Origin of the sequence: Vibrio tubiashii (genome assembly GCF_028551255.1) — a bacterium.
Taxonomy (GTDB): Bacteria; Pseudomonadota; Gammaproteobacteria; order Enterobacterales; family Vibrionaceae; genus Vibrio; species Vibrio tubiashii_B.
In genome coordinates, this window is sequence record NZ_CP117031.1 from 44,915 (window position 1) to 70,100 (window position 25,186).

Sequence of the window (25,186 nt, forward strand, 5' to 3'; positions counted from 1 at the left end):
AGCCGTTAAAGCCTTTATTTCGGGGATTTTCTTTGTCTTCGTTGCGCCATCGCAGATTCAGAAGCCAGTACACTACCTCCATAGCGCAAAACCATTCTCTCCGAACTCCAGCCCCCGGCTTGCTGCACTTGCAGAGATGAAAACCCTTCGGCCAGCAGATCTTGCGTCGCGCCGACCCGAGCACTGTGGCCTGTAAAAGGGCGATCAGTGCTTAAACCAAGCGTTTTAGCCGCTTTGGCACAAACTCGCCCAATCAACTTAGCCGAGACTGGTGATATCGCCGCTTGAGTACGCGCCGATCCTTTTAGTTGTTGACTAGACAGTTTAACTCTCTGGATGAGAAAAGCCTCCGGGTTATCAACAATATCGGCATGGCCGAGATAGCGAGCCAGCAGATCCATAGTCGGGGGCGACACATAGCTGTACTTCACATCCCCACTTTTGTCAGTCTTAGTGACAAACACCTTGATCAACCCACTGCCATCAGCCTGCCAGTCGATGTCCCCCACACGTAAGGTTTCTAGATTGCTTTTGCGCAGCAAGGTTTCGTACAGCATGCTCACGATCAGCAAATCACGGCACTCAGTCAAGCTCGCTTCCGGTCGGTCCCACAGATCCACTAACGCATTCAGGTGGCTTTCGCGTAGCGCCACCGCTTGCCTGATCACTTCACGTTGGCGCACTTTACGATGATGGATCTGCTGCAGCTGCGCTTTGACATAATCGTTTTGGCAGGGATCGGGACATCCGGAAATTTGATGGGTCTTACCGATCGCCCAAAGCTGCACTTTTAAAGTGTTACGGTGTAACCTTTCTTGTTCCGCAATCAAGTACGCCTCTACCGTTTGCGGTGAAGCGGGTAGGGCACATCGATCTTGCTCACAACACCAGGCGACAAAGGTCGCCCACGCACTTTTTAAGCGCACCAGACTGGCCGGCTGCAAGCGCTCTGCTCGGCGAAAGAACTCACCCTGATAATGAGTGATCGCGGCCTCCACCAGCGGATGGCCTTCGAGCGCTTCACCCGCGCGCTGCGCCGCCGCTAGCCCCTCTGCAAATTCATGCGGCAGTAAGCGCTCAAACGGCACCTCACTCAACACCGATAACGTCGTCAAACGATCTTTCTCCCTTAAAAACGATCATACGTCCTAGAATGGCAGTTCTAAGACGTATATTAACACGGGTACTGATTAATCACATTGGAAAGAAGACCGCATGAAGCGGCCTTTTTCATACTCGCCTTCTATCTAATTCAACAGTTCGACATCAATGCACGAGCGCTTGTAAATCAACACATCTAACGTGTCAGCATTGCGACCCTCTTCATTTTGAAAGTGATCTGCACCAAACATGACTAAACCCGTGACGTATTCGGGGTTTTCAAGCATCGTATTATTGATAACCACTGCCACATGTTTATCGCGCATAGCCTTCCCCCAAGGTTGAAAGGCTGAGGCTTCATTGTAAGGTCCATAACCGTCATCCAGTTTATTTAAACTCTCTACCGTTTGGTCAACAGTCAGATCGCACGGCACAACGGGAATATCATGTTCAATTGCAAGTTTGACAAGATCAATTAAGGTAGGACGAGCATCGTTGGCAATTCCTGAAAAGCTCCCAGCAACATCCCTAAGATTGATAGGATGCGGCCATTCAATGAAAAAGACATCGATGGTACCAGCGGATAATTGTGCTCGCGCTAACTCGCGACCCTGTGCTTCTGAGTGAGTATCTTTGATCGCGTAAATGATTTTGCTCATAATAACGTTGTCCTTTCTGTATATGTTGTGGTTTAACTTAGTGTGCACCCATCACTGGTGAAGGTAACCACATCAATGGCTTAACTGGAGAACAAAGTAGCTTCCGATTCACATTTAACGTCGATAATACTGGCGACGCCTTTACTCTCAAACATTGTTGTCCCAATGGTTTACCGCCACAGCGAGATCACCTCTATTCGTTATCAATCTCTGTCATAGACACTGATAAACCAGCCCGAATGCGTGTTTAATATGCAGGAGTACTTTTTTTTCTAACAGAGTGAACTTTTTCCCAACCAATTGGGATGAGGGTTGAAGCCAATACCCTGAGATAATAGGTAAAACCTCAGTCTCGGCTAGGAGGCTCCCAAATCAAACCTTGTAATGCTATTGCTAGAGAGTTTAACGACGTTGCCATGCTCTAGGGATCCAACGCACAGTTCTTTAAAAGCTTTAAGCATGCGAGACAAGTGTCGGTAGCTTATTCTAAAAATGGATGTAGCATCTCGCCGCTTTAACTTATTGTTTAATACGTCTTGGATAATGGCGAAGCGTTGCAATTCATGATCGTTCATCGTTACTAACATCCTAAAACCTCCAAGCAAACATAGGACAGATTCACTTGGAAATAATAGGACATTTTAAAATTGCTCAAACCGGACATTACTAAATTGCACCTACATACTCAGTGCGCATTACGAGTCTTTATGTTTAATGCAATCAGTATCACTGCAATTTATAGATTTATAAACTCTTTCACTTTTGAGAGAGTAAATCATGAAGTATCACGAAATGACCAAAAATTATATTTTTCGTGAATTTGAATGTGGTCTAACGGTAGACGAAACAGCCAAACTTTGTTTTAAAAGTGTGAGAACAATCAAAGAGTGGGATAAAGGCAAAGCAATCCCAAAGGAGTGTAAGCGTCTAATGAGATTTGCCAGTGGGAAGCAATTGTCTGCTTATGAAAACTGGTGTCAGTTTAGAATGCGCAACGACAAGTTAGAATTACCTACAGGTCAACTTGTGACCCCTCAAGAAATAATTGCGGGTATAGCACTACTACAGATTCAGTCCGAATTAGAGATCACAACGACTACAAAGTTATTGAAGTTCGTCCGAGCGCTCGCAAGAATGAAATGAAAAAAGGGCTCAAAGAGCCCTTAGAAATGTTTAACTTAAACCTAGCTCTATTAAGAGAGTGGAGACATCATCTCCGGAATTGTAATCAACAATTTTCACCCCATTCTTGGAACAAAACTCATGTGCATTATGAGACTCTTGCTTTTGTAATTTGTCGATTAAATCTAGAGAAATACAGTCGCCATCTCTTGAGAGCAAACGCCTATGTACCTCGTGAGCGTCTGCCAACACATTTATTACTATGTCTGGGTTAATGTCCTGAAACACCTGATAATCTAATTCGATAATCGTTTCATTTTTACCGACTAAGCAAAAGTGGCCATCTAATAGAATGTTCTCATCATCAAGATTAGAAATTCCCTCTAACAGCGCTCTTTGGTTAGCTTCCGCTTTATCTACCACTTTTGAGGTTTCAACGTATGCAGAATTAGCTTTAATGATATCGCTACAGGAGTATGAGCGGATATCTACAAAGCTATTTATTTGCGAACACAGTGTAGACTTCCCTACGCCGTGTACGCCAGAGATGAATATTAGTTTATTCATTCAAATGCAAACTCCGGAAAGAGATCCCTCGACAAATACATAAATGATTGAGGTGCTGACACTTTTTTCTTCATTTTGTCTAATCGAAAGGGATTGTCATATTTTTTAACATTACCAATTTTAATAGCGTGAGCTTCTGACTTCCCATTGAAGTAGTGATCGAAAAACTCTTTTTTGATACCAGATTTTGTTTGGGTCTGATTCCAAATCTCTTGTGGTGTATCAGTTAAGATTCTATCGATACAGAACTCGCCGACTACTTTACCCTCGGGCAATGTAGAATAGATGATCACCTTTTCTACATCACTTCTTCGAAAGATCGCCTTACGGTATTCAAATTTCTTTTCGCCTGTAAAGATTCTTTCTACAAACTCGGGTTTAATTGATAATAAAACTTGCATCTACCTCACCTAAATCAAGCATGTGATTGAACTGGCTATCCGATATCTCCATTGCTCCCCAATATGCACCCTCTGAGAGACCAACTTCATTAATCAACCTGTCACGAATCACACGTTTCGTCATCGCGGTATTATACGTGAATCGTATGATATGAGGATAGCGTTTTGAACGGTAGAAGTATGTAAGTTCATCTTGTGAGAACACAGAGTATGAGCCTGCATAAGATAAAAAAGACTCGAGAGTAGGAAAATCACCAATGTTTCTATACTCTTCGACGACGCAAACTGAAGTAATAACAGAACGATAACGTGCAGGACCTGCACCATCCGATGTTCTGTAGGTTACAATGATATCACCCGGTCTAAAGTCGGCAGTAAGCTCCATAGCACATAGATAAATTTTATGGATGCTATTTGTATGAGAAACGTCTTGTATAATATCGTGAGACTCGTTGTTAAGAATAGAGTCTGGTAGCATCCGTGTGTGATAGTCTGGATATATAGACATCAAGTACTTCTTATTTCCTCGAATGTTAAACTTTGGGTAGTCAGCCATTATGTTGTTATGAACGTGATGCATGTTACGAACTAACACGTTCTCGATACCGTTGGGTGTAGACTTAGAACCAATTACATCAAACCCATATCGCTGCATTAATGAAATAAGGTGAGCATGCTTATCAAAAATTGTCACATAGACATCATCTACGTTTGATTTAATAGCGTGGTCAAATACCTTTTTCACGAACCTTTCACCGCGTCTTGTTCCTGCTGCATCAAACTTAAAAGTACCAATCTTTAGGTGCATTCCATTTGGTAGGTTTGGTGTTGTATCTGTCACAACTCCGCTCTCCACCTTCAAATACATAAAACCTTCAATAAATCCCATCGGGTTGTATAAAACGTACGCACAGTCACCTGCTAACGCCTTCTTAGCGAACCACTCAGGAAATTCCTGATAGTCAGCCTTTAGTGTCGCAAAAAAATTGTCATTAATATTTATATCTGAGAACGGTTGATAGACTAAATTTTCCATAGATAAATACTCTTTGGTATTGAACATAGTGGGACATCAAAGCTCCATAACCCACACCTTAGATGTGGAATTTATCCTTGCACTGCAACTGTGTCCATATCTTTTATAATCTTCTCTCTAATTATGTGAGTGTCTAACGAGATTAAAAACCAATTCTCAGTAGAAAAGAAACTGAATCAAAATCAGAGCGCCATTAAGACTTTCACCCCGTATTACTATACGGGGTCGACTCGCTGACGCTCAAACACTGGCGCACTACGTTTGCAGAACGTAGAGAAAGGGGAATCAATCTCGACACTCGATTGATTTGCTATGAGCAATAGGAACGCCCACACTGCTATGCTCGCTGCTCAGTCTTCGCGACTGCGCATAGCGTGTGTGGCTATCTTATGTGGGTTGCAGGGGCGTTAAAGCCCCTTTGTTGTGACAGGTCTCTGCGAGGGATATTCTGGCAAGAAGGAGGGGTGTTTTTATCTCAAGCGTCAGCGAAGGCTGACCGCGCCAGTTGATAGAGCATTCTAATTTGAGTCGGTCGAGTGGCTTGGTGCTTCGTCATCGCTTCGCAATTCCTTATCCCTGCGGGGCTTAGACAGTAAAGCCCTGACAATAGCTTGAAACAAAAATCCAGCCGTAACACCTATAAACACATCGATAGCCATCATTTGGCTAATTGCATCCGCAAACATCAATACTTGTTCATCTGTCATTGTGTCACTCCTTTTATTGAAAATTAAACGTCACCAGTGACGGCACTTATTTGGAAGACATAGAGACAAGCTTGCCCGTAGCGATACTTCGAAGCACGTTGATAGTTAAATCTTCGTTGTCGCACATCATTTGCGCGGCTTGTTTCACCTCACAATCTCTATCTTCAGGAACCCAGAGCGTGATTTTCTTGAGTCCCTTATCTTTTTGGCGTTGTTCATATTCTGAATTACGGCTCATGGTTACGCTTCCTTATTGCCAGAGAGATTGAAGATGTCGACTTGTTTAAGCTCTTGCGTCCGGTCGGGGATAGTAAAGTCATCGGGCTTATCCAGTCCTTGTCTTGGTGGGCAGGTCAGCATCTTGGTTGTGTCGCCTAACTTGACTTGGATGAGACACTCATCAAGCTCAAGGAACTCATAGCCATAGCCAATCAGGACAGGGGAGCTGACATAGTATTCACCGTCATCTTTATCAATTCGAAAGCGGTAGTTGGTCAGGGTAATGTCTCCCTCAATTCGCTCTCGAACCACACTGGTTAAATACACTGACCGCGCTTGATTGAAGATAGGGAAATGTCGATAGAAAGGGTTTACAGCATCAATAGCAACCTGAGCACTATTTTGATGGCTATCACCGCCAGAACCCACGCCATGACCACTTTGCGTAGTCGATGTGTTCGCATCCAGATTCTGGCTATCAATCGTCGTAGTGTTGTTCGAATTGGACTCAGTAACTTGAGCAGTTTCTTGAGTTGGATTTTCAGTATCGCTATAAAATAAAGCATAAGCATCCCATACAAATTTAAACACCGCGCCAATACCAATGAGCATGGCTAAGATGAACTTCGGTGATTTGAGCATCGTGACGTCTGATTTAGACTCGTTAAACTTTCCTGTCCCTGTGGACTTATAGAGTGCAAACACCTCAACCGGAATTTTCTTTGAGGTGGTGCTTGCCATATCTTCTCGTGTGCTTGGAGCCGTCTTGGTTGCCTTGGTGGAATGGTTGTAAATGCGCGGCTTACGCTTGCGAAACCAAGTATCGGTTGAGCGATGGGAATACGCTTCTTGAGCACATCCCCTTAGCCACGTGGGTATTGATGTCCAGTCAGGCGTGAGCATGACAATATCCCACTGATATTTACGATGACGCATGAACGCCCCGTAAAAGTGGTCAGGGTAGAGGAGGCGTCCTTGCTCATCGAGCTGTGTTTCGCCCGTGTCGTCGATATCCCCCTCATCCAGTGTCGATTCATCGACCTTTGTCCATCGGCTGTGAAACAGGTCAGCAAAGTCATCTGGGAGGTTAGGGAGGAATTCTTCAATCGGGCGCTTGTGTGTCTTTTCTTTCTTGAATCCTGCGTCCACAGTAAAGATGTCCTGACACTCATCAATGACCACCAAAGCCCCGATAGGCATCCAACTAAACCAATTCTGCCAAAGCTCAATACCCGTTAACTTACGAGAAAAGACACGAATCAAACGCGCCCCTGGAGGAAACTTTTCACCGAGCAGTTTCTCAATTTTATCCAGAGGTTTAAGTCCTTCGATATTGGTCACGACTAAGCGACCATTGCGTAGAGCAGGGAGGATTTCAAACCACACCGCATAAGCGGATTTATACGCCCCATTGGAGCCATGACGAAAGTAAACAGCCATTGATTACCACCCCATGATACGCAGGACGAAAGCGGTCGCGAACGCATCAATGATGATACGTATCGCATCGACTACACCAATCGCATGACAAATCGCCCGTAGGTCTGGCGAGATTTTGTTAAACGCGGCATTGAGCACTGTGTACACCTCATAATTCTGAAGTAGCATGGTCGCAACTTTGTAAGCGGTCTCCAGACCCCAGAGCTTAAACGTCAGATAGAACTTAGTGGCGAAGTACCAGAAGTAGGTCACGATGTTCATTAAGAACTCAGGGATGCCCAAGACAAAATGTTTAACGTCACTGCCTACACCGGAAAGAAACTCTAATACTTGATAGATGTAATCCATGATTCCCCCTACGAATTACGTCCAGAACTTAAGACGATGATGGCTGCCATGAGTGTGGCGAGAAAGATAATGACCCCTTTGATGAGGTCGATGTGTGGTGCTATCCGGTCTAAGAAATTGAAGCCGACTGAAATACGATGACCATGATGATCTAAATCAAACTGCGTGCCTCGATAGCTGCCGCCGTTAAAGTGCATGGTGCCCATCTTAAGCGGTGACTTGGTGAGCTTGTCCTCGATGTCTTTCTCAAGTTGCTCAATCTCCGTTTTTAAGCCCTCAACCCCATCTTTGAAAGGGGTCTTAAAGGTCGGTTTTTCGGGCGTCTTAAAGGATTTACCGCTTTTTCTAATTTTGTCGATACCATCCCAAATATCCCCAAGCCCCATCCCAAGAGTGCCACCGACGCGGAAGATAGAGCCGCCATTCATACGGGTCGCCTCGGCTATGTCATCTAGCTTACGATTGGTTTCGCTCATATCGGTACCATCGCCAGAGCCACCGCCTTTTAAACCGGAACACGCTGGCTTGTTAGCCTCATCACCAGAGTTATTTGAACCATCACCAGAGCCGTTATTGTTATCGGTACCTTTGACACAATCGCTAATCACCTTGATACCATCAATCAATTCCTTGAGTGTTTCTTTAGTCCAAGGGGTTTCTTTCTTTGTTGACATGACCGTAGAGAGATTTGAGACGCTACTCGTTAACATGCTCAGCGTGGAGCCCATTTGCACCATATCCCGATGGATTTGGTCATGTTGTTTTTGGTCTTGCGTTAAGCCTGCATAGGACACGTTCTCTAGACGTTCCCAACCGCGTTGGATCTGGTTATTAATGGCGTTGTGACCGCCTTTGATTTGAGCGCCCAAAGTGCCAAAACCCACAACGCTAATATTAGGAATGGATGTGTGATTATTGTCTGGAATCGGTGGTGGTGTTGGTTCGGGGTCAGGGTCGGGCAGTGATGGCACTGTACCGCCTGAAAAGTCAGGACCATTACAAATTTGACCTGTAAATTTCCATTTGCCTGTACATCTTGTGCCGACAATTGTTGAGCCATTTTCACCGACACCGACACACGCTTGACTGCCTGCTGGAGCCATACCGCATCGATTTTCTAAACTGTCTCCCACACATGCCGCTTTAGGATCTTGTCCCCATATGTACGCATCCCATGACATGGTGCGAGTGCCTGCCTTAGCGTGGAGAAACTCACACACGTTGCGACATGTTCCATCGGGTTTAAATCCGAATTCACATTGCTGCGCATGGCTAGGAACGGAGAGCATCAGCGTCATTAACAGCAAAACGCCAAGCAGAAAATTGATAGCAAATCGCATAAGTGCACCTATAAAAAAAGGGGCTGATTTAGCCCCCTTATCCTGATATGACGCCCGTATAGACCCCGTAACAAAACACCAGTCCCATGACAGACGCCATGCCAATAGAGACCACCATTACTTACGCGCTAGCCAAGACACGACCATGCCCACACCGAAGCCCAGAGCCGCAAGCCCGATAACGCCCGTTGTGGTCAATTCAACCAGTTTTTTACCGCCAGTGATGGCTGCTGTGATGGCGCCTTCGTTAGCCGAAGCGTCAGCCAATGCCGAGCCTGAGACAGTCAGAAGTACACCCATTTGAGCGTAACGGTTTTGAACAGTTTGTTTAGCAAAGTTGAAGAATTTCATAGTGTTACCTTTATTTTTTACCTAGATACTTAATGACGCGACCCATGATGTGACCACCGATAAAGGTCAACAGCAATTGACCTAAAAAGAATTCGTACATCGCAGGGTCAAATTGAAAGAAGGACAATGTAGCCTGTCCATTTTCGACCAGTTGAGCCGCTTCCACCTTGGTTAGTAAAAGGTAATCGCACGTTCCATCAGTGGACTTTGCGAGTAAACCGTGAGTGAGAGCGACACAAACAGACACGGTTTAGCCTTTGATTGGCTTGATATCGACTACGATGTTTCGCGCAGGGTTCTGCGGGTCTGCATCCAAGTGCAGCTCACACATCATTGGGAATTGGTTTTCTAATTCTTTGAATGCCATCACCAGTGATGGATTTGGATTCATGGCGATTTGTTTCTTGTCCAGACCGACTGCCTGACATTCGCCTTTTTCAGACTTCCAACCTTCGTTAGTGGCTAGATAGTTCACTTGAGCGAAGTTGTATGGACGGTCATCTTTTTTTGATAGACCTTGCGAGTGTTCACACCCGATGACGATTACGGTTAATGGCATGGTATTTCTCCAGTTTTTTCTAGATGTAAGTCCCGACCGACTGGAAAGTTAATCCGGTCGGGGATGTCGTTGAGTTCGAGTCCCTTAGTCAGGGTTTCGAGTATCTGTTTATCGTCGTCGTACAGTTGGCGCATGGCGTTGACCAATTTGCCGTACTGAACACGAGCGTGTTTAACCGCGTTTTCAAACGAGGTCATAAATTTGATTTTGGTGGTCGAGATAGCGATAGGCTCGACATCATCAATCAGAGAGGCAAGGGCAGGGTAAGAGCCTGCAAAGTACGGGTCAGGGTCGATTAACACCTCAAGAGGAATGACCCTGTAACGGTTGCCAATCTGAACTTCAAAACGGTTCCAGTTGGGATACTGTTCGCACTTCATCTGCGCGGCTTTATCGTAGGCGCGGAATACCTTGCCGTTCTCACGCGCACCAACATAAAAGGTATGACCTGCATCCGGTACAAAGCCGCATTTCTTGCGGTCTTGTGGTGACATACTTTGATAGCCACGAAATTCACCGGCACTAGGGGGCGTGCCACGAGTAATAAATTGACCATCAAGGTACTTATCTTTGATGTCTTCGATAGAAACGTTACCCTGTAAGTCATCAAGGGCAATATCCACACGCGTCAATTTGGCGCCAACCATTTGCTGTAGTGCTTTATAAAGCGCTTCCATGTTCACAGCCTCGCAGCCTTTACCGGAAAACGACACGTAATAACCGAAGTTCGCCGCACCCCAAGCGACTAATCCAGCTTGAGTGCCATTGCACAGCAGTTTTGCCGAGTATCGATAACCAGAAAAACCACCGCGACGTTCAAGTGTCCATTCGTTTTGCTCGTAGCTGATTTCGTCTGCTAACACCTCTAGAAACGATTCGATTTCGCCATGACAAAGGGTGTCCAACATATCGATGCCGATATTGCTAATAAGACGTTGATAACATTCATTAAAGGACACATCGGTATCAATGCGCACATCGGCATTGATGAGCTCCTTATCCAGAGCCGCAAAGTACAAATCCTTATTAGCAAAGTCTTCAGACTCAATACAGCCAAGCACTTGAGCAAGGTTTTCCCCAAAGTGAGCAATCTTGGTTTGTTCACGTTGAGCAATCGCAACCACATTTTGAGATTCAAACTCATTGATTTGCTCTAAAGCAAAGCGTTGTTTCGCCATGTCTTTACAGCGCTCAAGCAGTAAAGGCGAACCGGAGAAGCTCACGTAGTCAATGACAGTCTTATTCATCGTGAAATACTCGGTCAAAAGCGCCATTGGCACGCAGTTCAGATTCGTTTTCGTGAGTAATTTCAATCAGTTCACGGTCGGACTCACACGCATAGAGGTACATTTCGTGTTTGGTTTTGAAGTATTCAGGCATGCCATCAATCGAACACCAGAAGCCATCCGAGTGGTGTTCAAAGTACACAGGATTTTTACGAGCAGGTTTCGCAGCGAAGCTCATAGAACTCTCCAAAAAAGACCAAGTGAATTACAACTTTTTGTAACTGTAATTACAGAATCTTGTAACTGCAAGATACAGAATTTTGTAATTTATGCGCTAAAATCAGACTTATAAGGGGGATGCTATGTATCAATCAGAACTACTTGATGCCTATAAAAAGGCTCAAAACTACATACAAGACAAGCAAGTTGCGCACGATTTAAATATGCCAGCTCCTAGAATCAGTGAAATGAGGAAAGGAAAGCGCTATCTATCTGATGAAGAAGCAATTTTTCTAGCTGAAAATGCAGGAATTGATAAAGAAGTAGCTTTGATGGGTTGTCATTCCGACCGCAACGAAAACCCAGAGATAAAAGCACTTTGGGAAAGCATTGCAAAAAAGTTTAACGGGCGCGGTTTACACGGAATATCAATAGCTTGCGGCGGCTTGGCTATGTGGATTAGCAGCCCGACTGGAGCAATTACTCAGTGCGCATTACGTACATTATGTTAAATAATATATGTATAGAATGAACCTGAATTGTTTATGTCTGACTCATTGAACATAATGAATTTACCATAAAATATTTAATCATCAGTATTGATAATCTATCGATTAAAATACTGATGATTAACCAAACAAGGCTCAAGCTAATGACGCAGATACTTTCTTCTTGAGTTATACGGACAGCCAGTTCACATTTCTATCACCTTCTTGAAAACGCGCAAGCATACAGTCTTTGTTAACAGACAAAATCCCATCCTTGATTTCGTTTCCGATGAAAAAGTCCTTCTCTATATCCACCGCCCCATCGAGGTCACAATAATCAACAGTTCCCGCAAGTTGAGCCGCGGCGGCTATGCCGAGATAGCTCTCTGTTTTACAGCCCATCATTGTTTCCATTCCCAACTCACGTGCTTGCGTGACAATCTCCAAAGCAGAATCCAATCCGCCACACTTCATGAGCTTAATATTTACCCCATCAACGTGTCCATTTAGTTTGTGTAAATCCCCCAACGAACTGCAATCTTCGTCTGCAAAAATTTTGATACTAGTTGCATGACGAAGCTCACCTAAAAACTCGATGTTACCCGCTTGCAGTGGCTGCTCTAGTATTTCTACATCGAACGCTTCCAATTCAGGTAGCGCAAGTGAAGTTGAGCGATAATCCCAAGCACCATTACCATCAACCCAAATTCTACCCTCATAGTGCGCTCGTATCTCAGCCAAGACATCCAAATCAGCATGATCCAATTTCAACTTTATAATCGGCCACGCCAAATAACGACTCAGATCTCGACGGAGCTCTGCACGTGAAGAGACACCAATAGATATACCAGAAACAATCCGCTTCGGTGCTGGCAAACCAAGCACATGAGAAACAGGCATACCTAAGCGCTGTGCCTCAAGAGAAATTATTGCCATATTCAATCCCGACCTTATTGCAGGACTGATGTTTAATGTTCGCAACGATGCTCTTAAAGTTGTACAGCATTCTGCTTTTAAGTTGGCCACACTCGACTGAAACTGTTCAAGTACCTGATTGTTGCTCATGGGCGCGTCTTTAGACACCACAACTGAACCAAAACCGATGCTGTTATCGACTGATGAATGACAGCGGACAAAAATGGGGCTGACACTTGATTGACACCCCTTACTAGTTACAAATGGCTGTGACAAACCGAGTTGTACGAAAGCGATGCTCCAGTTCATGATTCCATCGCCTCGGCGACTGCCTTCTCAACACTTTCCAACCAGTGACTCATCGTTTGATCTAAATACTCATAATTGTCACCCGCGGCTATGACAAATCCGGCTCTAGCACTGGAATCGGATAAAGGCGGAATAATCTGTCCAACTTCAAACACCAATCGACTATCCAGCAACTGGACGCTTTTACGCTCCGAAATAGCAACCTTGGGATTGGAGGATAACTTCCCAGCTGGAACAATGGCATACCTAATTGCGGCGTAACCTTGAGGGTTGTAAAAAGGTGACGTTTCTTGCATTCCACAAGCATAACTAATCGCAACCTCCTTAGGATCAACTTTATAGACTTGATTTAGTAACTCATTAATATGATCACCACCGACACGATTATGTGACTCAATAATTTGAGGACCTGTAGAAGTAAGTTTGAGCTCAGTGTGTGAAGGGCCGTCTTTTAGCCCCACAGTATTTAAAAACTCCATCACGAATGCTTCAATGTCATCGAGACCGTCTGGCTGATAAGGCAAAACATGCCCTCGTTCAATGCATCCAGCCGTAATTGTTTTTTTCGTTGTCGCGAGAATTTGATGCTTGCCATTAAAACTGAAGGCTTCAACACTGATTTCTTCACCCTCTAGAAACTCCTCGACAAGGAACTCTTTCCACCCTTTACTCAGGATGTCTGCGACCACAGTAGGTACTGAGTCTCCTTTGCATATGACGCGCACACCTTCGCTTCCGGCACCACATACAGGCTTAAGAATTACCTTACTAAGTCTGTTTTCTCTGATAAACTCAATAACGTGATCCGAATTAGTACAAAATTTCCAAAGAATGGATGGGAAATTACTCTTCGCCAAGTGAGCTCGCATTAGAGCTTTGTCCTTTAGAAGCATTGCGACCTCGACACTAACTCCCGGTAAGCACAACGCTTCTCGGACTTTAGCAGAGATCACTAACATGTCTTCAGACAACGAAATAGCTTGCTTGAAACGAAAAACTTGATTTAACGCACAGGCTATATTGATTACCATTTTCTCATCGTTGAAGTCGGCAGTGACTACGTGCTCTGCTAAATCGATCTCTTTTACATCTGTAGGGCTGCGATCAATTAATCTTACCACCTGTAAACCGAGTCGATGGGCTTTATATACGAGCTCAGATTTACCACCAATGATCAATACCCAACCATTAATTTTAGTCATCATTTCTCCCGTAGTATTCATGAAAGGTGCCAACAACAATACATAATTGCTCAATGGTTAGGGCTTGCCAGGCTTTAGACAATAAATGATCACTCACATCTAAATCTGCTGAATCAACATCTAGCAATCCCGGCCAACCATTAAATCGACGCGTAAAATAGCTCGATAGATCCTGACCATTTCGCTGCAACCATTCGTGCACTAACGCATTCAGTTTTTTACCTAACGATTCTGAACACTCTAAGGGATCAAAGTTGGCAAAAATATGACTAAATAAGCCTTCTAAGACCTGTGCATCATTTGACTTCAAATTGGTCGGGCAAAGCATAAACACAGGAGCCGGCATAACAACATATACTAGGCTTATTGGCTCGGCAGACACATCATCGATGATTGCCATAATGTGGCGGAGCGATTTAGCCGTCGATTTTTCAGCAAAATAACCTTTTCTGGCAGGAGGGAACCCCCCCATGGCCCTAGCCCCCCAATGAAAGTGAATGGTAGGGCCAAAATCACCTCTATTTGTATTACACACAAAGTGGCTTCGACACAACGCCGAAAAAACAGCAACAAGTAAATGAGATATAATTGGCAGCTTCACTGGCCATTTTTCCATATTGCTGAAAAAATGCTGAGGCTCATTTACAGCAATGATAGGCGCCCAAATTAGATCCGCAAAGTCTTCTGGGCTGTATTCTATCCCATTCATGACGATACTATTGCCCTCTAACGAAAACTTAGCACGCTCTATATCTCCTGACAGCGTTGCCGCATGTCCGACCAAATCTTGTAGCAACCTAGCGGGATTGTTACTGGTTAAAGCGGCACGAATAAGAGCCTCAATCCACGCGGATAGCCTTTCCCGGTGCTTTGCTAACAAGTCTACTTCAAGTTCGAATGTTCCCAATTGCTCGCGTAATTGGTGCGTCAGAAGACTTGTTAACGGTTTGAGACCTTGTTCGCTTTTTGCTTTCAGAAAAGGAACAAATCGAGGTGAAGTTCTATCGCACAAAGCGAACTGCTGACCATCCCACGCATACAGTTCTAGCATTGATTGTTTCCCTTGCTTCACCAGAGAGCCGGGAACATATACAGTATCACCTCCGTCAAGTGCTTTAGTCTCAGTTTGATTAAAGCAGAAGATGGAGGGGTGACCATAGCCTCCGAGGCAAATGAAATAATTGAAATCCATCGCCCCCGAACGACCCACCACAATATCACCCCAGTTTCCCATGTGACCGCTACGCGGTGGAGAAATTGAAGAGGATGAAATAGATTCAAGTACCTTCGACATAGGTGTTTTCGCGTAGCCAAGGTGAAGAAACGCATAATGCTTCTCTCCAGACATCAAACTCTCTAACTGCTCTGGATCAAGTTGCCAAGACTCATGACCGATTAAACCGAGTGCTTTAAGCAGAGCACTTTCTTCATTCAGACAACTCTGCATACTGCTTGTTCTCCTTAGTTTTCTTAGCGGAAGCAAATTCTGGGCGCTCTAGCCCTAGATGGTCACGTAACGTGCTTCCGTGATATTCTGTTCGGAACAAACCACGACGCTGTAGCTCTGGCACCACCAGTTTTACAATGTCATCAAGCCCTTCTGGGTTCACTGGAGGCATGATATTGAATCCATCAGCTGCTCCTGCCTCAAACCATTCCTGCAGAGTATCGACGATCGTTTTAGGAGAACCTATGAGTAGATGATGGCCCCGGGAGCCCGCTATTGAACGAGCTAACTCTCTGATCGTAAGGTTTTCTCGCTGCGCTTTTTCCCAAATCAATCGTTGTCGACTTGTGCTACCTTCTGTCTGGGGCAGCGGCGGTAGATACCCGTCAATATCGTATCTAGACAAGTCTATATCACCTAGCTGACTCTCTAGCAAACTTAAGCTCACAACGGGATCAATTAAATCTTGGAGAGCTTGAAACTTCTGGTTTGCCTCTTCGTCTGTTTCCCCCACCACAATCGTTACACCAGGCATGATATGAAGCTGATGTTCCTTACGCCCATAAGCTTTAGCTTGAGCCTTTATATCCTTGTAAAAAGCGGTCGCATCATCCATTTGAGTCTGCGCAGTAAAAATTACTTCTGCCCACTGCGCAGCAAAATCTCGACCAGTTTTTGATGATCCGGCTTGAACAATGACCGGATACCCTTGCTTAGGACGAGCTACATTTAGTGGCCCTCTAACAGAGAAATAGTCCCCTTTGTGGTTGAGAATATGTAACTTATTGGGGTCGAACATGTGACCGCTGGCTTTATCGCAAATGAATGCGTCATCTTCCCAACTATCCCAAAGGCCAGTTACGACATCCATAAACTCTCTCGAACGTTGATAGCGCTCTTCGTGGTCAGCTTGCTTTTCAAGATTGAAGTTCTGAGCCTCCACATCAGTTACTGAGGTCACAACATTCCATCCAGCACGCCCATGACTAATGTAGTCTAATGACGCGTACTTTCGTGCAATGTGAAAAGGTTCGTTGTAACTGGTCGAGGCAGTAGCAACCAACCCGATTCGTTGAGTGACCATTGCTATCGCAGACAGTAGCGTTAAAGGTTCGAAATGGACTGTTCGTCCTTGTCTACTGAGCTCGTCATTATTTCGGTAATGCGTTCGAACACCAACTCCATCAGATAAGAAGATCATATCAAAAAGACCTTCCTCCGCTTTTTGAGCTAGAGAGCAATAGTACTCAATATCTAGTCCACCATCAGGCTGGCAGCTTGGATGACGCCACGCCGCGATATGATGCCCTGGTGCCGGCATAAAACAGCCCAATTTCATAGTCCTTTTGTTTTGTGTATTCATTATTTATTCCTTTTATGAAATTACGTTTCCCCAAACATAAAGGGGCACTTTTTAGTGAGATCTAAGTCATTTCCGTTTCACATTCGGAAACACCTGCTAATGTCTCTAATGCATAAGGCAACAATCCACCGCTACGAAACTGTTCGCGCTCAGAGCGTGAATAGAGCGCGACTTTACATGAGAGTACCAATCGCTCACGTGATCCTGATAGGTTCTCGATCTCAACAGACACTGTATCTGAAGTTATTTCTTGATTAGGGATGCGAACAGTGATTTTTTCTCTGCCATTCAACAGCTTCTTGTACTGTGCATCTTCGTTTGCGAGGATAAGTGGCAAAATACCAACCGCAACTAAGTTGGCTCTATGGATGCGTTCGAAACTTGCTGCAATGACGACTTTCACGCCTAAACAACGTTGCACCTTTGCGGCCCAGTCTCGTGATGAACCAACACCATAGCGTTCTCCGGCAAAAATAACTGAGCATTGTCCTTGGGATAGATAATCCAACGCTACTTGGTGAACTGGCGCTATTTCGTTGGTTTGGCTATGTAAGGTATGACCAGAAGGCAGATCGATTCCTAGTAAATTGATCTTGCGTGGTCCCGAGAAGCCTCCTCTGATCATGACATGATGATTGGAGCGACGAGCTCCATAGGAGTTGAGGCTCAATGGTGACTCACCTTTCTCCAACAGATACTGTCCCGCATAAGATTCAGTAGTAATTTTGGCTACAGGTGAAATATCGTCCGTTGATATGTCATCGCCCAGATTAAGCAGGACATTCATATTCTGATAGGGAGAACTGCCCATTTTCGAGACTTCCGTTAGAAAACTGGGATTCTGCAAGTACGTCGAATGAATATCCCAATGATGCAATGCTTCATTTCCTTTGGGGTTACTCAACCATTCTTTATCATTGTCATTTAAAAGTGTCTCAAACGACTCTTTTGTGACCAACGAGCTATACAGTGCTTCGACCTGATGTCTTGTTGGCATGATGTCCTTCAAGTAGACGTCATTATTATTTAAGTCTTTTCCCAAGCTTTCAGTTAAAACATCTACTCCAATATTCCCGGCGAGTGCATATGCCACAGTCATCGCCGGTGAGCAAAGGTACGCTTTCTCTATTTTTCCGTGAATTCGCCCAGTATAATTGCGATTGCTACTAACCACTGCTACGCAATCTGTTCCCTGCTCAATGGCCTCAATCACATTGTCCGTTAATGTGCCGCTCCCCCCATTGCAAGTAGTACACCCATAGCCAACATGATAAAACCCGAGAGCCTCTAGCCCCTCCATCAACTGACCTTTGGTCAGATAATGCAAAACTGAACGTGACCCAGGTGCAAACGTGGTCTTAATATCAGGCTGTACCTTCAGACCTTTAGCAGCAGCATTCTTTGCAAGCAATGCAGCGGTTAGCATTAGCTCAGGATTTGATGTTGTGGTACAAGAAGTTATTGAAGCGATGGCGATATGGCCATCTAGAATTGTCTTTTTACCTTGAGAGTGGTGTGAGATAGGGTTCTCATGCGCAATTTGTTCAACACTCGTCAGATTGTTAGGTAAATACGGTCCTGCAATACTGACTGACACGTGACTTAAATCGATCTTCACAACATGTGAAAACGCACTGTCGTCTAAACACTCCGCTCCCATCATCTTCTGATGTGAATAATAGCTAGTTGCAAGTTCTTGATTATGTTTAGTTTTCCCGGTCAGAGAAAGGTGCTGGATCGTTTGTTGATCGACGGGAAATAAACAACACATAATGCCCATTTCGGGAGCCATGTTTGCGATAGTACATCGATCGAATGCACTTAATTGTTTAACACCACTTCCATAAATTTCGACTAAGCTACCCGACAGGTTTTCGCGACGAAAAAGATTTGTCATGTACAAGGCTAAGTCATAAGCGGAGACTCCTGTGCCAAGTTCCCCTTCAATCTGAACACCTATTAGTGCTGGCATTTGTCGAGAGGTGGGAATTCCTAACATCAAAGACTCTACCTCTAGGCCTCCAGCTCCCCAACCTAATACGCCAATACCATTGATCATTGTTGTGTGACTATCAGAGCCAATCACTGAATCCGGGTAGATGATTGTCTTCCCATCATCTTTCACGTCTTCAGTCAAAAGTACCGACTTATTTTCTACATTGATCTGATGCACAATTCCGCGGTTTGGTGGAACTACTTCGATGTTGTCAAACGCATCTTGAGCCCAACGTATAAATTGATAACGTTCAGTATTCTTCGCGATCTCTTCTGAGTAATTGCGCTGACTAGCGTCATGGCATCCGAAATGCTCTGCTTGAATTGAATGATCAATTACAAGCGTGGTAGGAAGTTGCGGGGTAATAACTCTCGGATCCTGTCCCTTCTCAGATAATAATGTACGCAATGATGCCAAATCGACCAAAACAGGAACTCCCGTATAGTCCTGCATAATCAAACGACTCGGTGAAAACGTAAACTCGATATCCGATTGCGCCTCTGAGCGGTATTGTTCTAACAAGCGTAACGCAGCCTCAGATTGCTCAGTACGAATGAGGTACTCCACGAAGAGCTTAATAGTAAAGGGAATAGTGTCTATTTCCACGTCATGGTAGGCAGAAAATTTAGGAACAGAAACGAAAGTGTACCGCTTTTTTCCCACATCAAAGGTATCTAAATAGTTTGAACTAAACATACGTCGATTCTCTTTCTTCTCTGGTGAATCGTTTGATCTCAGGTCCGTTGTAATGAAGCCTTGGACGAATCAAAATATTATTGCTCTGTTGCTCGAGAATATGGGCAGCCCACCCCGCAGAGCGAGAAGCAATAAAAATCGGGACGGAGTACTCTTTGGGGATATTCAACTGCTGATACAATAACCCTGCGTAGAGGTCGACATTCCCACTGATACCATGCTTATGGTAAGGCAACATCTCCTTTTCAAGTGCTTGGATGATCTCATAGCCAAGCATATCCTTGTTTGAGATTGCTGCTAGATAAGTCATTTGTTCTAATTTGCGCTTTCTAGGATCGTGTGTACGATAAACGCGATGACCAAAACCCATGATAGGTAGGTTACTCGCTCGCCTTTGTTCAAGGTAGCTGGCGACATTATCTGGATGACCAATTTCAGTGATCATCTCTATCACACGTTCGATGGCCCCGCCATGTAGGTCGCCGTTAAACACTGAGATGGCACTCGTAAAAATACTGTGGAGGTCGGATTGCGCCCCACAAGCAACACGTGTAGCAAATGTCGAAGCATTAGAGCCATGTTCTGAGTGAACGACTAAGTCAGCATTAAGTAAACTGACCGCCAACTCCTGCTGCTCTCCTTGATAAAAATGGCTGAGCAACAGCTCACAAAAATTCCCTTTCAAATAGCTAGGCTGAATAGTGATGTTATTTACACATAGCCAGTGACAAACAATTATCGATTGGATTTGTGCGATGATGCGAATGAGTTCGTTTTTAACAATCTCTTGATCTTGGGTTTTAGGCTTTTCGTAAAACGCCCCTATCGCTGACAACACCGTCCGTAGAACATAAGTCGGATGACACAATTTCAACGACTCGATTAATGTAAGAATTTCTTCGGGCAGCACACGAAAATTTTGAATTTTTAAGCAAAAAATCTTCAGTTCTTCTGCCGTAGGTAGCCGCTCATATATCAATAAATAAGCAACTTGTTCATAAGAACAGTACTCAGCTAGATCCTCAAGGGAATAGCCACGATAACCTAAAAGACCATGTTGACCATCTATTCGACATATTCCAGACTCATCAAAGTAAACCCCATTGAGTCCTCGACTAATATCAATATAATCCACATCTTTTTTTGATTTAGGGCTGCCAGCTTTCATTTGACCATCGGGTACCCCGTGTATCCAGTCTTTGACTGCTTGATATGTTGTTAATCTAGATGCCTCTTCTGTGGTGATCTTACGCCCGAACTCTCGCTCTAGACGTAGAAGCAACTCTACATGAGCCATTGAATCCCAAGCTTCATTTTGCTGATAATGCAACTTGTTGCTTACTGACGCTTCCGAAATTTTAAACGTTTCAGCAAACAACTGAACAATGAGCTTATCTTTTATCATTGGTAGAAACCTCCTAGCTAAGGGCACAACGTCACTGCATCGCAACCTTAATGCAACCTTATAAATATCCTTATAACTAATGTGAATTAGCTTTGGTAACTCAATTCAACATTCCATTTCTTGACCGCTAAGACGGCAATAACAGCAAAAATACAACTAACCAATGCAGCAAATAGTAGCGCCCAAGACAGCGAAGACTGAGAAAGATAAGTGAGCAAAGGTATCGTCACCCCTGCCACACAAACGGCAAACAAATTACGAAAAAGACTCACCCTACCTCGAATGGATTTATCCGTGTTTTGTTGTAAATGCGTGATCAGCGAAGTGTAAGATATGGTGTTAAACGCGCCGATGGCAAACATCATTCCGACTATGTTGGAAGGAATGGCCATAAACGCAATACTTGCAAAACCGAGCCCCTGACCAAACAAGCCCATTCCAGCGGATCTACTACGCCCCAGGCGATCAACAACATGTCCCGCCAGCAACCCCGCTGACAGCGCGCCTAGGGCGAATGCTCCATCCAACAACGAGAGAGCAGCTGCTTCCCCGTTAAAGTATTGAGCAACAAACACTACTAACAACGCATTGATCATACTGGGTAAAACATAGTCCCCAACTGAGGCGAAGATGGTGAGTGTCAAACCAGGAACAGAATTCAGTGTCTTGACCGCATCTCGCCAATCGGCAATTAAACGATTATCCCAATGTTGACTCTGAGCAACCTCACAATTGGTTTCGCCAACTTGGCTTATTGAACAGAAAATCAAAGCAGAAAATGCAAACGAGACACCGTTGAGCACGAGACAAAGTAGTGGGTCAAAATATGTTAGTAGGACGCCAGCCAAAACGATCCCAATAAATTGTCCGGTCTGAAACGCACTCGAAGCAAAGCCATGATATTTCCCCAGTTGCTCACTTGGTACAACCAAAGGCTCAATTGAGAAAAAAGCAGCTCGGTAAAATGGTTTTCCAATAAAGATGACGAAACTAATTAACGTCACAAGAACCAAGGGTAACTCGTCCTGAACCAATAAACACAAAGCCAAAATAAACGCGGCTCGACAGCCATCGACCAGAGTTAGCATACGACTATTGGCGTAGCGGTCCACAATAGGACCAGCCAAAAAGTTTGAAAGGAAAATCATCAAATACTCGAACGCTATCACGATGCCGAATGACAACGCAGACCCCGTTTGATCATAAAGCAACTTTCCGACTGCGAGTGTATATATTCCATTGCCTACATTCGAAATGATAGAGGCTAACAACAGCAGCTTCGCATCCCGTGTCAAGGTCATGACTCGAATTCCCACACCAGGGAATCAAGACTCTTCTGCGCTTTGTCAACAGCATCACGGCAAGTTTTACCCACAGCTACAACCGATGCTCCACGGTCAAAAGAATCCTGGATACCGCCAAACTTAAACCCCGGTGTCTGCAGTACCTCTACGTGCTTCACATGCTCATCCTGTTCGATAGTTTCAACCCCTTTAACTTGGTTGAATATTGCCTCAATTACAGGCGTATAATACCGAATTGAAGCGCATGTCTGGTGTGAACTAGACCTAAGCTCGGGAACACGACTTAAGACTTCCTTACCACACGTCTGTTCAACCCACAAAGCTTCCAAATCAACGTCAGTTAGATATTTCACAAGATCGGGTATGCGATCACCGGCCAATCTTGCATGAGTTTCAACAATCCTTGGGCCTTCAGGTGTAGTAAACAGTTCCGTATGGCTGGGACCATTCTTTAGCCCAATTGCATCTAAACATTGGAAGACAAACGCTTTGATCTCCGCTTCTTTCTCGCTGGATAATTCGGCAGGCAGGCAATGGCCCGTTTCAATATTGTTTAGATCTTTAAATTTTTCGGTGATGGCAATCAGCTTGTGCTGGCCATGTTCACTGAAACATTCGACACTCCATTCATTTCCCTCTAAAAAACGCTCCATTAGCACGGTATCACTACCAGATTGATTAACTTTCTCGATTGCACTCGCAAGCTCATTAGCCCCGAGGACTTTCGAAACGGCCATGCTGCCCCTTCCATTCAACGGCTTCACAATGACGGGATAGCCGGTTTGTCTACAGAACTCCTCTGCGCCGCTCATATCACTAACCGGGATAAGGCGAGAAGGCGTGTCATCCAAGCCCTTCTCGGCTAAATACGCACGCATTTTCTTCTTGTCATGGGTCAGTTCTATAACTTGACGAGTGTGACCAGGCAAGGCCAGCTTTTCGGCGATAAACGCCGCTAACGGCTCCATCGGTTCATTAAAAAACGCGATACTTTCTATAGGGTTGAGCTGATGAAGTGAAGAAACTATCGTTAACCAATGGTCATAATCCGTTTCCTTCGGTAGCGCAATGACCTTATCGTATACGTCAACTTCTAATGCTCTTTTCAGTTTATTTGTCGGGATCAGTAAAGTGATTTGACAACCCAGCTTTTTTAGCACTGGCGCTAAGTGGCGCGAACCACCAACAAGTAGTACGTGTTTCATAATTTGATCAAGTCTTTCCGTTTTTTGATATTTGCTAACAGTTCATTTCGATCAACTTTGCCATTTGAGTTCAAAGGAAAATTGTCAAACGTTTCATAGTAGTGAGGAGTCATGTATTTTGGTAATAACAGACTTAAGTGCTTTTTTAACAAAGCGACATCATCGTCGTCCTTCTGCCCGAGGATAGCGACAGCTATTTGTTGAGGGCTCTCATAAGAAGGGTAAGGGAGTGCTACCACATCAATACAACCTAGCTTTCTCAACTGCTGTTCAACTTCCATCAGTTCGATTCGATACCCCTGAATTTTCACTTGATGGTCTACTCTTCCAACAAACACAAGATTTTGTCCCGACGTTTTTTTCACTAAATCGCCTGTCCGATAAAAAGTTTGGCGTGAACTCTGATCAACAAACAACTTTGCATTACTAATTTCAGGCAAACCTAAATAGCCGCTGAAACATTGAGGACCTGAAATACAAAGCTCTCCCTCGTCAACTTCTTTTCCTTGCTCATCCAATAGAAGATATGTGTGGTTTGAGTAAACCCGCCCAATCGGCACCAAGCCTTTGTAAGATAGATCCAAAACAGCCTCGGTAACCTCATAATCTGCACAAGCTATTGTCAATTCTGTAGGACCGTATAAGTTAAACACACGTGTATTAGGACTCGCATGCAACCAGTGCTCGACAATTTCCTTTGACAAAGCTTCTCCACAAAATAGACTCGTACGAAGTGAAGGCATAGCATTTGGCTCAAGCAAACCCAGTTTACAACTGTTTAGCACTACCGAAGGAACAGAGAACCACACCGTCAATTGATGCTTGTTAACAAACGCGACAGGAGACAACAACTCGCAAGGTTGGAGTGGATACACACACGCGCCAACACTCCAAGCAATAAATAAGTCGAATATCGAAAGATCGAAAGTCAGATCAAACGTTTGGCTGAACCGGTCTGACGGTTTAAATTGAAACTGCTTTAGATTATGCGCTAAGAAAGCAGTTACATTTCTGTGGTGTATCGGAACGCCTTTTGGGTTTCCTGTACTTCCCGAAGTAAAGAGGATATATGCATGCTCATGCTCCCCAACAACAGGTTTATACTGACATATCTCAGCAACGCTTCTCGCACCTGACGTACAGATCCGATCGACACACACGCATTCCAAAGATGGCAACCTCGCCTTCATTTCTCCGATATAGTCACCTAGGGCCGATGTCGTCAGCAAAATATCGGCTTGTGAAGCCTCAAAAATATATCGATTCCTTTGCGTGGGGAAACTTGGGTTAAGAGGAACAAATGTACCGCCACCCAATAAAACAGCAATTACGGAGGAATAAGTTTCTATGTTTTTGCCACCGAGTATCGCGACACGTTTCCCTTTCAAATCAATTGCTACTCGAGAGAGGTGCTGGTAAATGTTATCCGCAGCTTGCAGCAGCTCTTGATAACTGTAACCTTTTTCATCTAGAACAATTGCCTTAGCGAGTGGATACTTTTCGACACTGGTTAAGAAGCCACTGAGCATACCATTAACCCAATCTATCCCTTTCATTGAAC

The 25,186-nt window shown here is 44.4% G+C and carries 26 protein-coding genes; 2 read left to right on the forward strand and 24 right to left on the reverse strand.

The features are described 5' to 3' along the window. Positions 1-14: 14 nt before the first annotated feature. A complete protein-coding gene (locus tag LYZ37_RS23125) occupies positions 15-1,115 on the reverse strand; it encodes a tyrosine-type recombinase/integrase (RefSeq protein WP_272788511.1) in 1,101 nt (366 codons plus the stop codon). Between the two features lie 132 nt (positions 1,116-1,247). Continuing rightward, positions 1,248-1,760: a hypothetical protein gene (locus LYZ37_RS23130; protein WP_272788512.1), complete on the reverse strand. Its 513-nt coding sequence runs from the start codon at positions 1,758-1,760 to the stop codon at positions 1,248-1,250. 777 nt (positions 1,761-2,537) lie between these two features. Between LYZ37_RS23130 and LYZ37_RS23135 the strand changes: the two genes are divergently transcribed. After that, positions 2,538-2,903 (forward strand): regulator, encoded by a 366-nt coding sequence (locus LYZ37_RS23135; protein ID WP_272788513.1) that lies wholly within the window; start codon positions 2,538-2,540, stop codon positions 2,901-2,903. Between the two features lie 30 nt (positions 2,904-2,933). Here the strand turns inward: LYZ37_RS23135 and LYZ37_RS23140 are convergent, their stop codons facing one another. From LYZ37_RS23140 to LYZ37_RS23200, 13 genes are all read right to left on the reverse strand, one after another. Then, the gene (locus LYZ37_RS23140; protein WP_272788514.1) at positions 2,934-3,449 is read right to left on the reverse strand and encodes an ATP-binding protein; all 516 of its coding nucleotides are present in this window, start codon (positions 3,447-3,449) and stop codon (positions 2,934-2,936) included. Next, on the reverse strand, positions 3,446-3,850 hold the full coding sequence (locus LYZ37_RS23145; protein WP_272788515.1) for an ASCH domain-containing protein: 405 nt from the start codon (positions 3,848-3,850) through the stop codon (positions 3,446-3,448). The genes LYZ37_RS23140 and LYZ37_RS23145 overlap by 4 nt, the downstream gene beginning before the upstream one ends. Next, positions 3,828-4,886, reverse strand: a complete 1,059-nt coding sequence (locus tag LYZ37_RS23150; protein ID WP_272788516.1) for an N-acetyltransferase — start codon at positions 4,884-4,886, stop codon at positions 3,828-3,830. The genes LYZ37_RS23145 and LYZ37_RS23150 overlap by 23 nt, the downstream gene beginning before the upstream one ends. Before the next feature lie 518 nt (positions 4,887-5,404). Continuing rightward, positions 5,405-5,593, reverse strand: a complete 189-nt coding sequence (locus LYZ37_RS23155; protein ID WP_272788517.1) for a hypothetical protein — start codon at positions 5,591-5,593, stop codon at positions 5,405-5,407. A 46-nt stretch (positions 5,594-5,639) separates the two neighbouring features. Further along, positions 5,640-5,831, reverse strand: coding sequence for a hypothetical protein (locus LYZ37_RS23160; protein WP_272788367.1), 192 nt, complete (start codon positions 5,829-5,831; stop codon positions 5,640-5,642). A gap of 2 nt (positions 5,832-5,833) precedes the next feature. After that, the gene (locus LYZ37_RS23165; protein WP_272788518.1) at positions 5,834-7,252 is read right to left on the reverse strand and encodes a zonular occludens toxin domain-containing protein; all 1,419 of its coding nucleotides are present in this window, start codon (positions 7,250-7,252) and stop codon (positions 5,834-5,836) included. Between the two features lie 3 nt (positions 7,253-7,255). Further along, positions 7,256-7,600 (reverse strand): hypothetical protein, encoded by a 345-nt coding sequence (locus LYZ37_RS23170; RefSeq protein ID WP_272788519.1) that lies wholly within the window; start codon positions 7,598-7,600, stop codon positions 7,256-7,258. Between the two features lie 8 nt (positions 7,601-7,608). Next, positions 7,609-8,940, reverse strand: coding sequence for a hypothetical protein (locus tag LYZ37_RS23175; RefSeq protein WP_272788520.1), 1,332 nt, complete (start codon positions 8,938-8,940; stop codon positions 7,609-7,611). Positions 8,941-9,057: 117 nt separating this feature from the next. Beyond that, positions 9,058-9,291, reverse strand: a complete 234-nt coding sequence (locus tag LYZ37_RS23180; RefSeq protein ID WP_272788521.1) for a hypothetical protein — start codon at positions 9,289-9,291, stop codon at positions 9,058-9,060. A 10-nt stretch (positions 9,292-9,301) separates the two neighbouring features. After that, positions 9,302-9,538: a transcriptional regulator gene (locus LYZ37_RS23185; protein WP_272788522.1), complete on the reverse strand. Its 237-nt coding sequence runs from the start codon at positions 9,536-9,538 to the stop codon at positions 9,302-9,304. A 3-nt stretch (positions 9,539-9,541) separates the two neighbouring features. Then, the gene (locus tag LYZ37_RS23190; RefSeq protein ID WP_272788523.1) at positions 9,542-9,850 is read right to left on the reverse strand and encodes a hypothetical protein; all 309 of its coding nucleotides are present in this window, start codon (positions 9,848-9,850) and stop codon (positions 9,542-9,544) included. Beyond that, a complete protein-coding gene (locus LYZ37_RS23195) occupies positions 9,841-11,097 on the reverse strand; it encodes a replication initiation factor domain-containing protein (protein WP_272788374.1) in 1,257 nt (418 codons plus the stop codon). The genes LYZ37_RS23190 and LYZ37_RS23195 overlap by 10 nt, the downstream gene beginning before the upstream one ends. Beyond that, complete coding sequence (locus LYZ37_RS23200) at positions 11,090-11,314, reverse strand: hypothetical protein (protein ID WP_272788524.1); 225 nt, start codon at positions 11,312-11,314, stop codon at positions 11,090-11,092. Before LYZ37_RS23200 ends, LYZ37_RS23195 begins: the two co-directional genes overlap by 8 nt. 124 nt (positions 11,315-11,438) lie before the next feature. On the opposite strand from LYZ37_RS23200, the gene LYZ37_RS23205 reads away from it, so the two are divergent. Then, a complete protein-coding gene (locus LYZ37_RS23205; protein ID WP_272788525.1) occupies positions 11,439-11,807 on the forward strand; it encodes a DUF3693 domain-containing protein in 369 nt (122 codons plus the stop codon). A 165-nt stretch (positions 11,808-11,972) separates the two neighbouring features. On the opposite strand, the gene LYZ37_RS23210 is transcribed toward LYZ37_RS23205, so the two are convergent. From LYZ37_RS23210 to LYZ37_RS23250, 9 genes are all read right to left on the reverse strand, one after another. Further along, on the reverse strand, positions 11,973-13,007 hold the full coding sequence (locus LYZ37_RS23210; protein WP_004744202.1) for an enolase C-terminal domain-like protein: 1,035 nt from the start codon (positions 13,005-13,007) through the stop codon (positions 11,973-11,975). Next, positions 13,004-14,209 carry an ATP-grasp domain-containing protein gene (locus tag LYZ37_RS23215; protein ID WP_272788526.1) on the reverse strand — a complete coding sequence of 402 codons (1,206 nt, stop codon included), beginning with the start codon at positions 14,207-14,209 and terminating at the stop codon, positions 13,004-13,006. The genes LYZ37_RS23210 and LYZ37_RS23215 overlap by 4 nt, the downstream gene beginning before the upstream one ends. Further along, positions 14,202-15,656 carry a DUF6025 family protein gene (locus LYZ37_RS23220; RefSeq protein WP_272788527.1) on the reverse strand — a complete coding sequence of 485 codons (1,455 nt, stop codon included), beginning with the start codon at positions 15,654-15,656 and terminating at the stop codon, positions 14,202-14,204. Before LYZ37_RS23220 ends, LYZ37_RS23215 begins: the two co-directional genes overlap by 8 nt. Next, entirely contained in the window at positions 15,637-17,019 is a 1,383-nt protein-coding gene (locus LYZ37_RS23225; protein ID WP_004744205.1) for an LLM class flavin-dependent oxidoreductase, read from the reverse strand. Before LYZ37_RS23225 ends, LYZ37_RS23220 begins: the two co-directional genes overlap by 20 nt. 61 nt (positions 17,020-17,080) lie before the next feature. Then, complete coding sequence (locus LYZ37_RS23230) at positions 17,081-19,711, reverse strand: aconitate hydratase (protein WP_272788528.1); 2,631 nt, start codon at positions 19,709-19,711, stop codon at positions 17,081-17,083. After that, a complete protein-coding gene (locus LYZ37_RS23235) occupies positions 19,704-21,116 on the reverse strand; it encodes a citrate/2-methylcitrate synthase (protein ID WP_272788529.1) in 1,413 nt (470 codons plus the stop codon). The genes LYZ37_RS23230 and LYZ37_RS23235 overlap by 8 nt, the downstream gene beginning before the upstream one ends. 86 nt (positions 21,117-21,202) lie before the next feature. Further along, complete coding sequence (locus tag LYZ37_RS23240) at positions 21,203-22,417, reverse strand: MFS transporter (protein ID WP_004744208.1); 1,215 nt, start codon at positions 22,415-22,417, stop codon at positions 21,203-21,205. Then, the gene (locus tag LYZ37_RS23245; RefSeq protein WP_272788530.1) at positions 22,414-23,625 is read right to left on the reverse strand and encodes an ATP-grasp domain-containing protein; all 1,212 of its coding nucleotides are present in this window, start codon (positions 23,623-23,625) and stop codon (positions 22,414-22,416) included. Before LYZ37_RS23245 ends, LYZ37_RS23240 begins: the two co-directional genes overlap by 4 nt. Continuing rightward, the gene (locus LYZ37_RS23250) at positions 23,622-25,181 is read right to left on the reverse strand and encodes an amino acid adenylation domain-containing protein (RefSeq protein ID WP_272788531.1); all 1,560 of its coding nucleotides are present in this window, start codon (positions 25,179-25,181) and stop codon (positions 23,622-23,624) included. Before LYZ37_RS23250 ends, LYZ37_RS23245 begins: the two co-directional genes overlap by 4 nt. Positions 25,182-25,186: the final 5 nt, after the last annotated feature.

Coding starts and splice junctions, on each gene's coding strand:
- LYZ37_RS23175 (WP_272788520.1), bottom strand. CDS start 8,940: ATGCGATTTGCTATCAATTTTCTGCTTGGCGTTTTGCTGTTAATGACG.
- LYZ37_RS23145 (WP_272788515.1), bottom strand. CDS start 3,850: ATGCAAGTTTTATTATCAATTAAACCCGAGTTTGTAGAAAGAATCTTT.
- LYZ37_RS23240 (WP_004744208.1), bottom strand. CDS start 22,417: ATGACCTTGACACGGGATGCGAAGCTGCTGTTGTTAGCCTCTATCATT.
- LYZ37_RS23190 (WP_272788523.1), bottom strand. CDS start 9,850: ATGCCATTAACCGTAATCGTCATCGGGTGTGAACACTCGCAAGGTCTA.
- LYZ37_RS23195 (WP_272788374.1), bottom strand. CDS start 11,097: ATGAATAAGACTGTCATTGACTACGTGAGCTTCTCCGGTTCGCCTTTA.
- LYZ37_RS23220 (WP_272788527.1), bottom strand. CDS start 15,656: ATGCAGAGTTGTCTGAATGAAGAAAGTGCTCTGCTTAAAGCACTCGGT.
- LYZ37_RS23160 (WP_272788367.1), bottom strand. CDS start 5,831: ATGAGCCGTAATTCAGAATATGAACAACGCCAAAAAGATAAGGGACTC.
- LYZ37_RS23225 (WP_004744205.1), bottom strand. CDS start 17,019: ATGAATACACAAAACAAAAGGACTATGAAATTGGGCTGTTTTATGCCG.
- LYZ37_RS23205 (WP_272788525.1), top strand. CDS start 11,439: ATGTATCAATCAGAACTACTTGATGCCTATAAAAAGGCTCAAAACTAC.
- LYZ37_RS23165 (WP_272788518.1), bottom strand. CDS start 7,252: ATGGCTGTTTACTTTCGTCATGGCTCCAATGGGGCGTATAAATCCGCT.
- LYZ37_RS23200 (WP_272788524.1), bottom strand. CDS start 11,314: ATGAGCTTCGCTGCGAAACCTGCTCGTAAAAATCCTGTGTACTTTGAA.
- LYZ37_RS23180 (WP_272788521.1), bottom strand. CDS start 9,291: ATGAAATTCTTCAACTTTGCTAAACAAACTGTTCAAAACCGTTACGCT.
- LYZ37_RS23140 (WP_272788514.1), bottom strand. CDS start 3,449: ATGAATAAACTAATATTCATCTCTGGCGTACACGGCGTAGGGAAGTCT.
- LYZ37_RS23215 (WP_272788526.1), bottom strand. CDS start 14,209: ATGACTAAAATTAATGGTTGGGTATTGATCATTGGTGGTAAATCTGAG.
- LYZ37_RS23250 (WP_272788531.1), bottom strand. CDS start 25,181: ATGAAAGGGATAGATTGGGTTAATGGTATGCTCAGTGGCTTCTTAACC.
- LYZ37_RS23230 (WP_272788528.1), bottom strand. CDS start 19,711: ATGTTTAGTTCAAACTATTTAGATACCTTTGATGTGGGAAAAAAGCGG.
- LYZ37_RS23170 (WP_272788519.1), bottom strand. CDS start 7,600: ATGGATTACATCTATCAAGTATTAGAGTTTCTTTCCGGTGTAGGCAGT.
- LYZ37_RS23135 (WP_272788513.1), top strand. CDS start 2,538: ATGAAGTATCACGAAATGACCAAAAATTATATTTTTCGTGAATTTGAA.
- LYZ37_RS23150 (WP_272788516.1), bottom strand. CDS start 4,886: ATGGAAAATTTAGTCTATCAACCGTTCTCAGATATAAATATTAATGAC.
- LYZ37_RS23130 (WP_272788512.1), bottom strand. CDS start 1,760: ATGAGCAAAATCATTTACGCGATCAAAGATACTCACTCAGAAGCACAG.
- LYZ37_RS23245 (WP_272788530.1), bottom strand. CDS start 23,625: ATGAAACACGTACTACTTGTTGGTGGTTCGCGCCACTTAGCGCCAGTG.
- LYZ37_RS23235 (WP_272788529.1), bottom strand. CDS start 21,116: ATGATAAAAGATAAGCTCATTGTTCAGTTGTTTGCTGAAACGTTTAAA.
- LYZ37_RS23210 (WP_004744202.1), bottom strand. CDS start 13,007: ATGAACTGGAGCATCGCTTTCGTACAACTCGGTTTGTCACAGCCATTT.
- LYZ37_RS23155 (WP_272788517.1), bottom strand. CDS start 5,593: ATGACAGATGAACAAGTATTGATGTTTGCGGATGCAATTAGCCAAATG.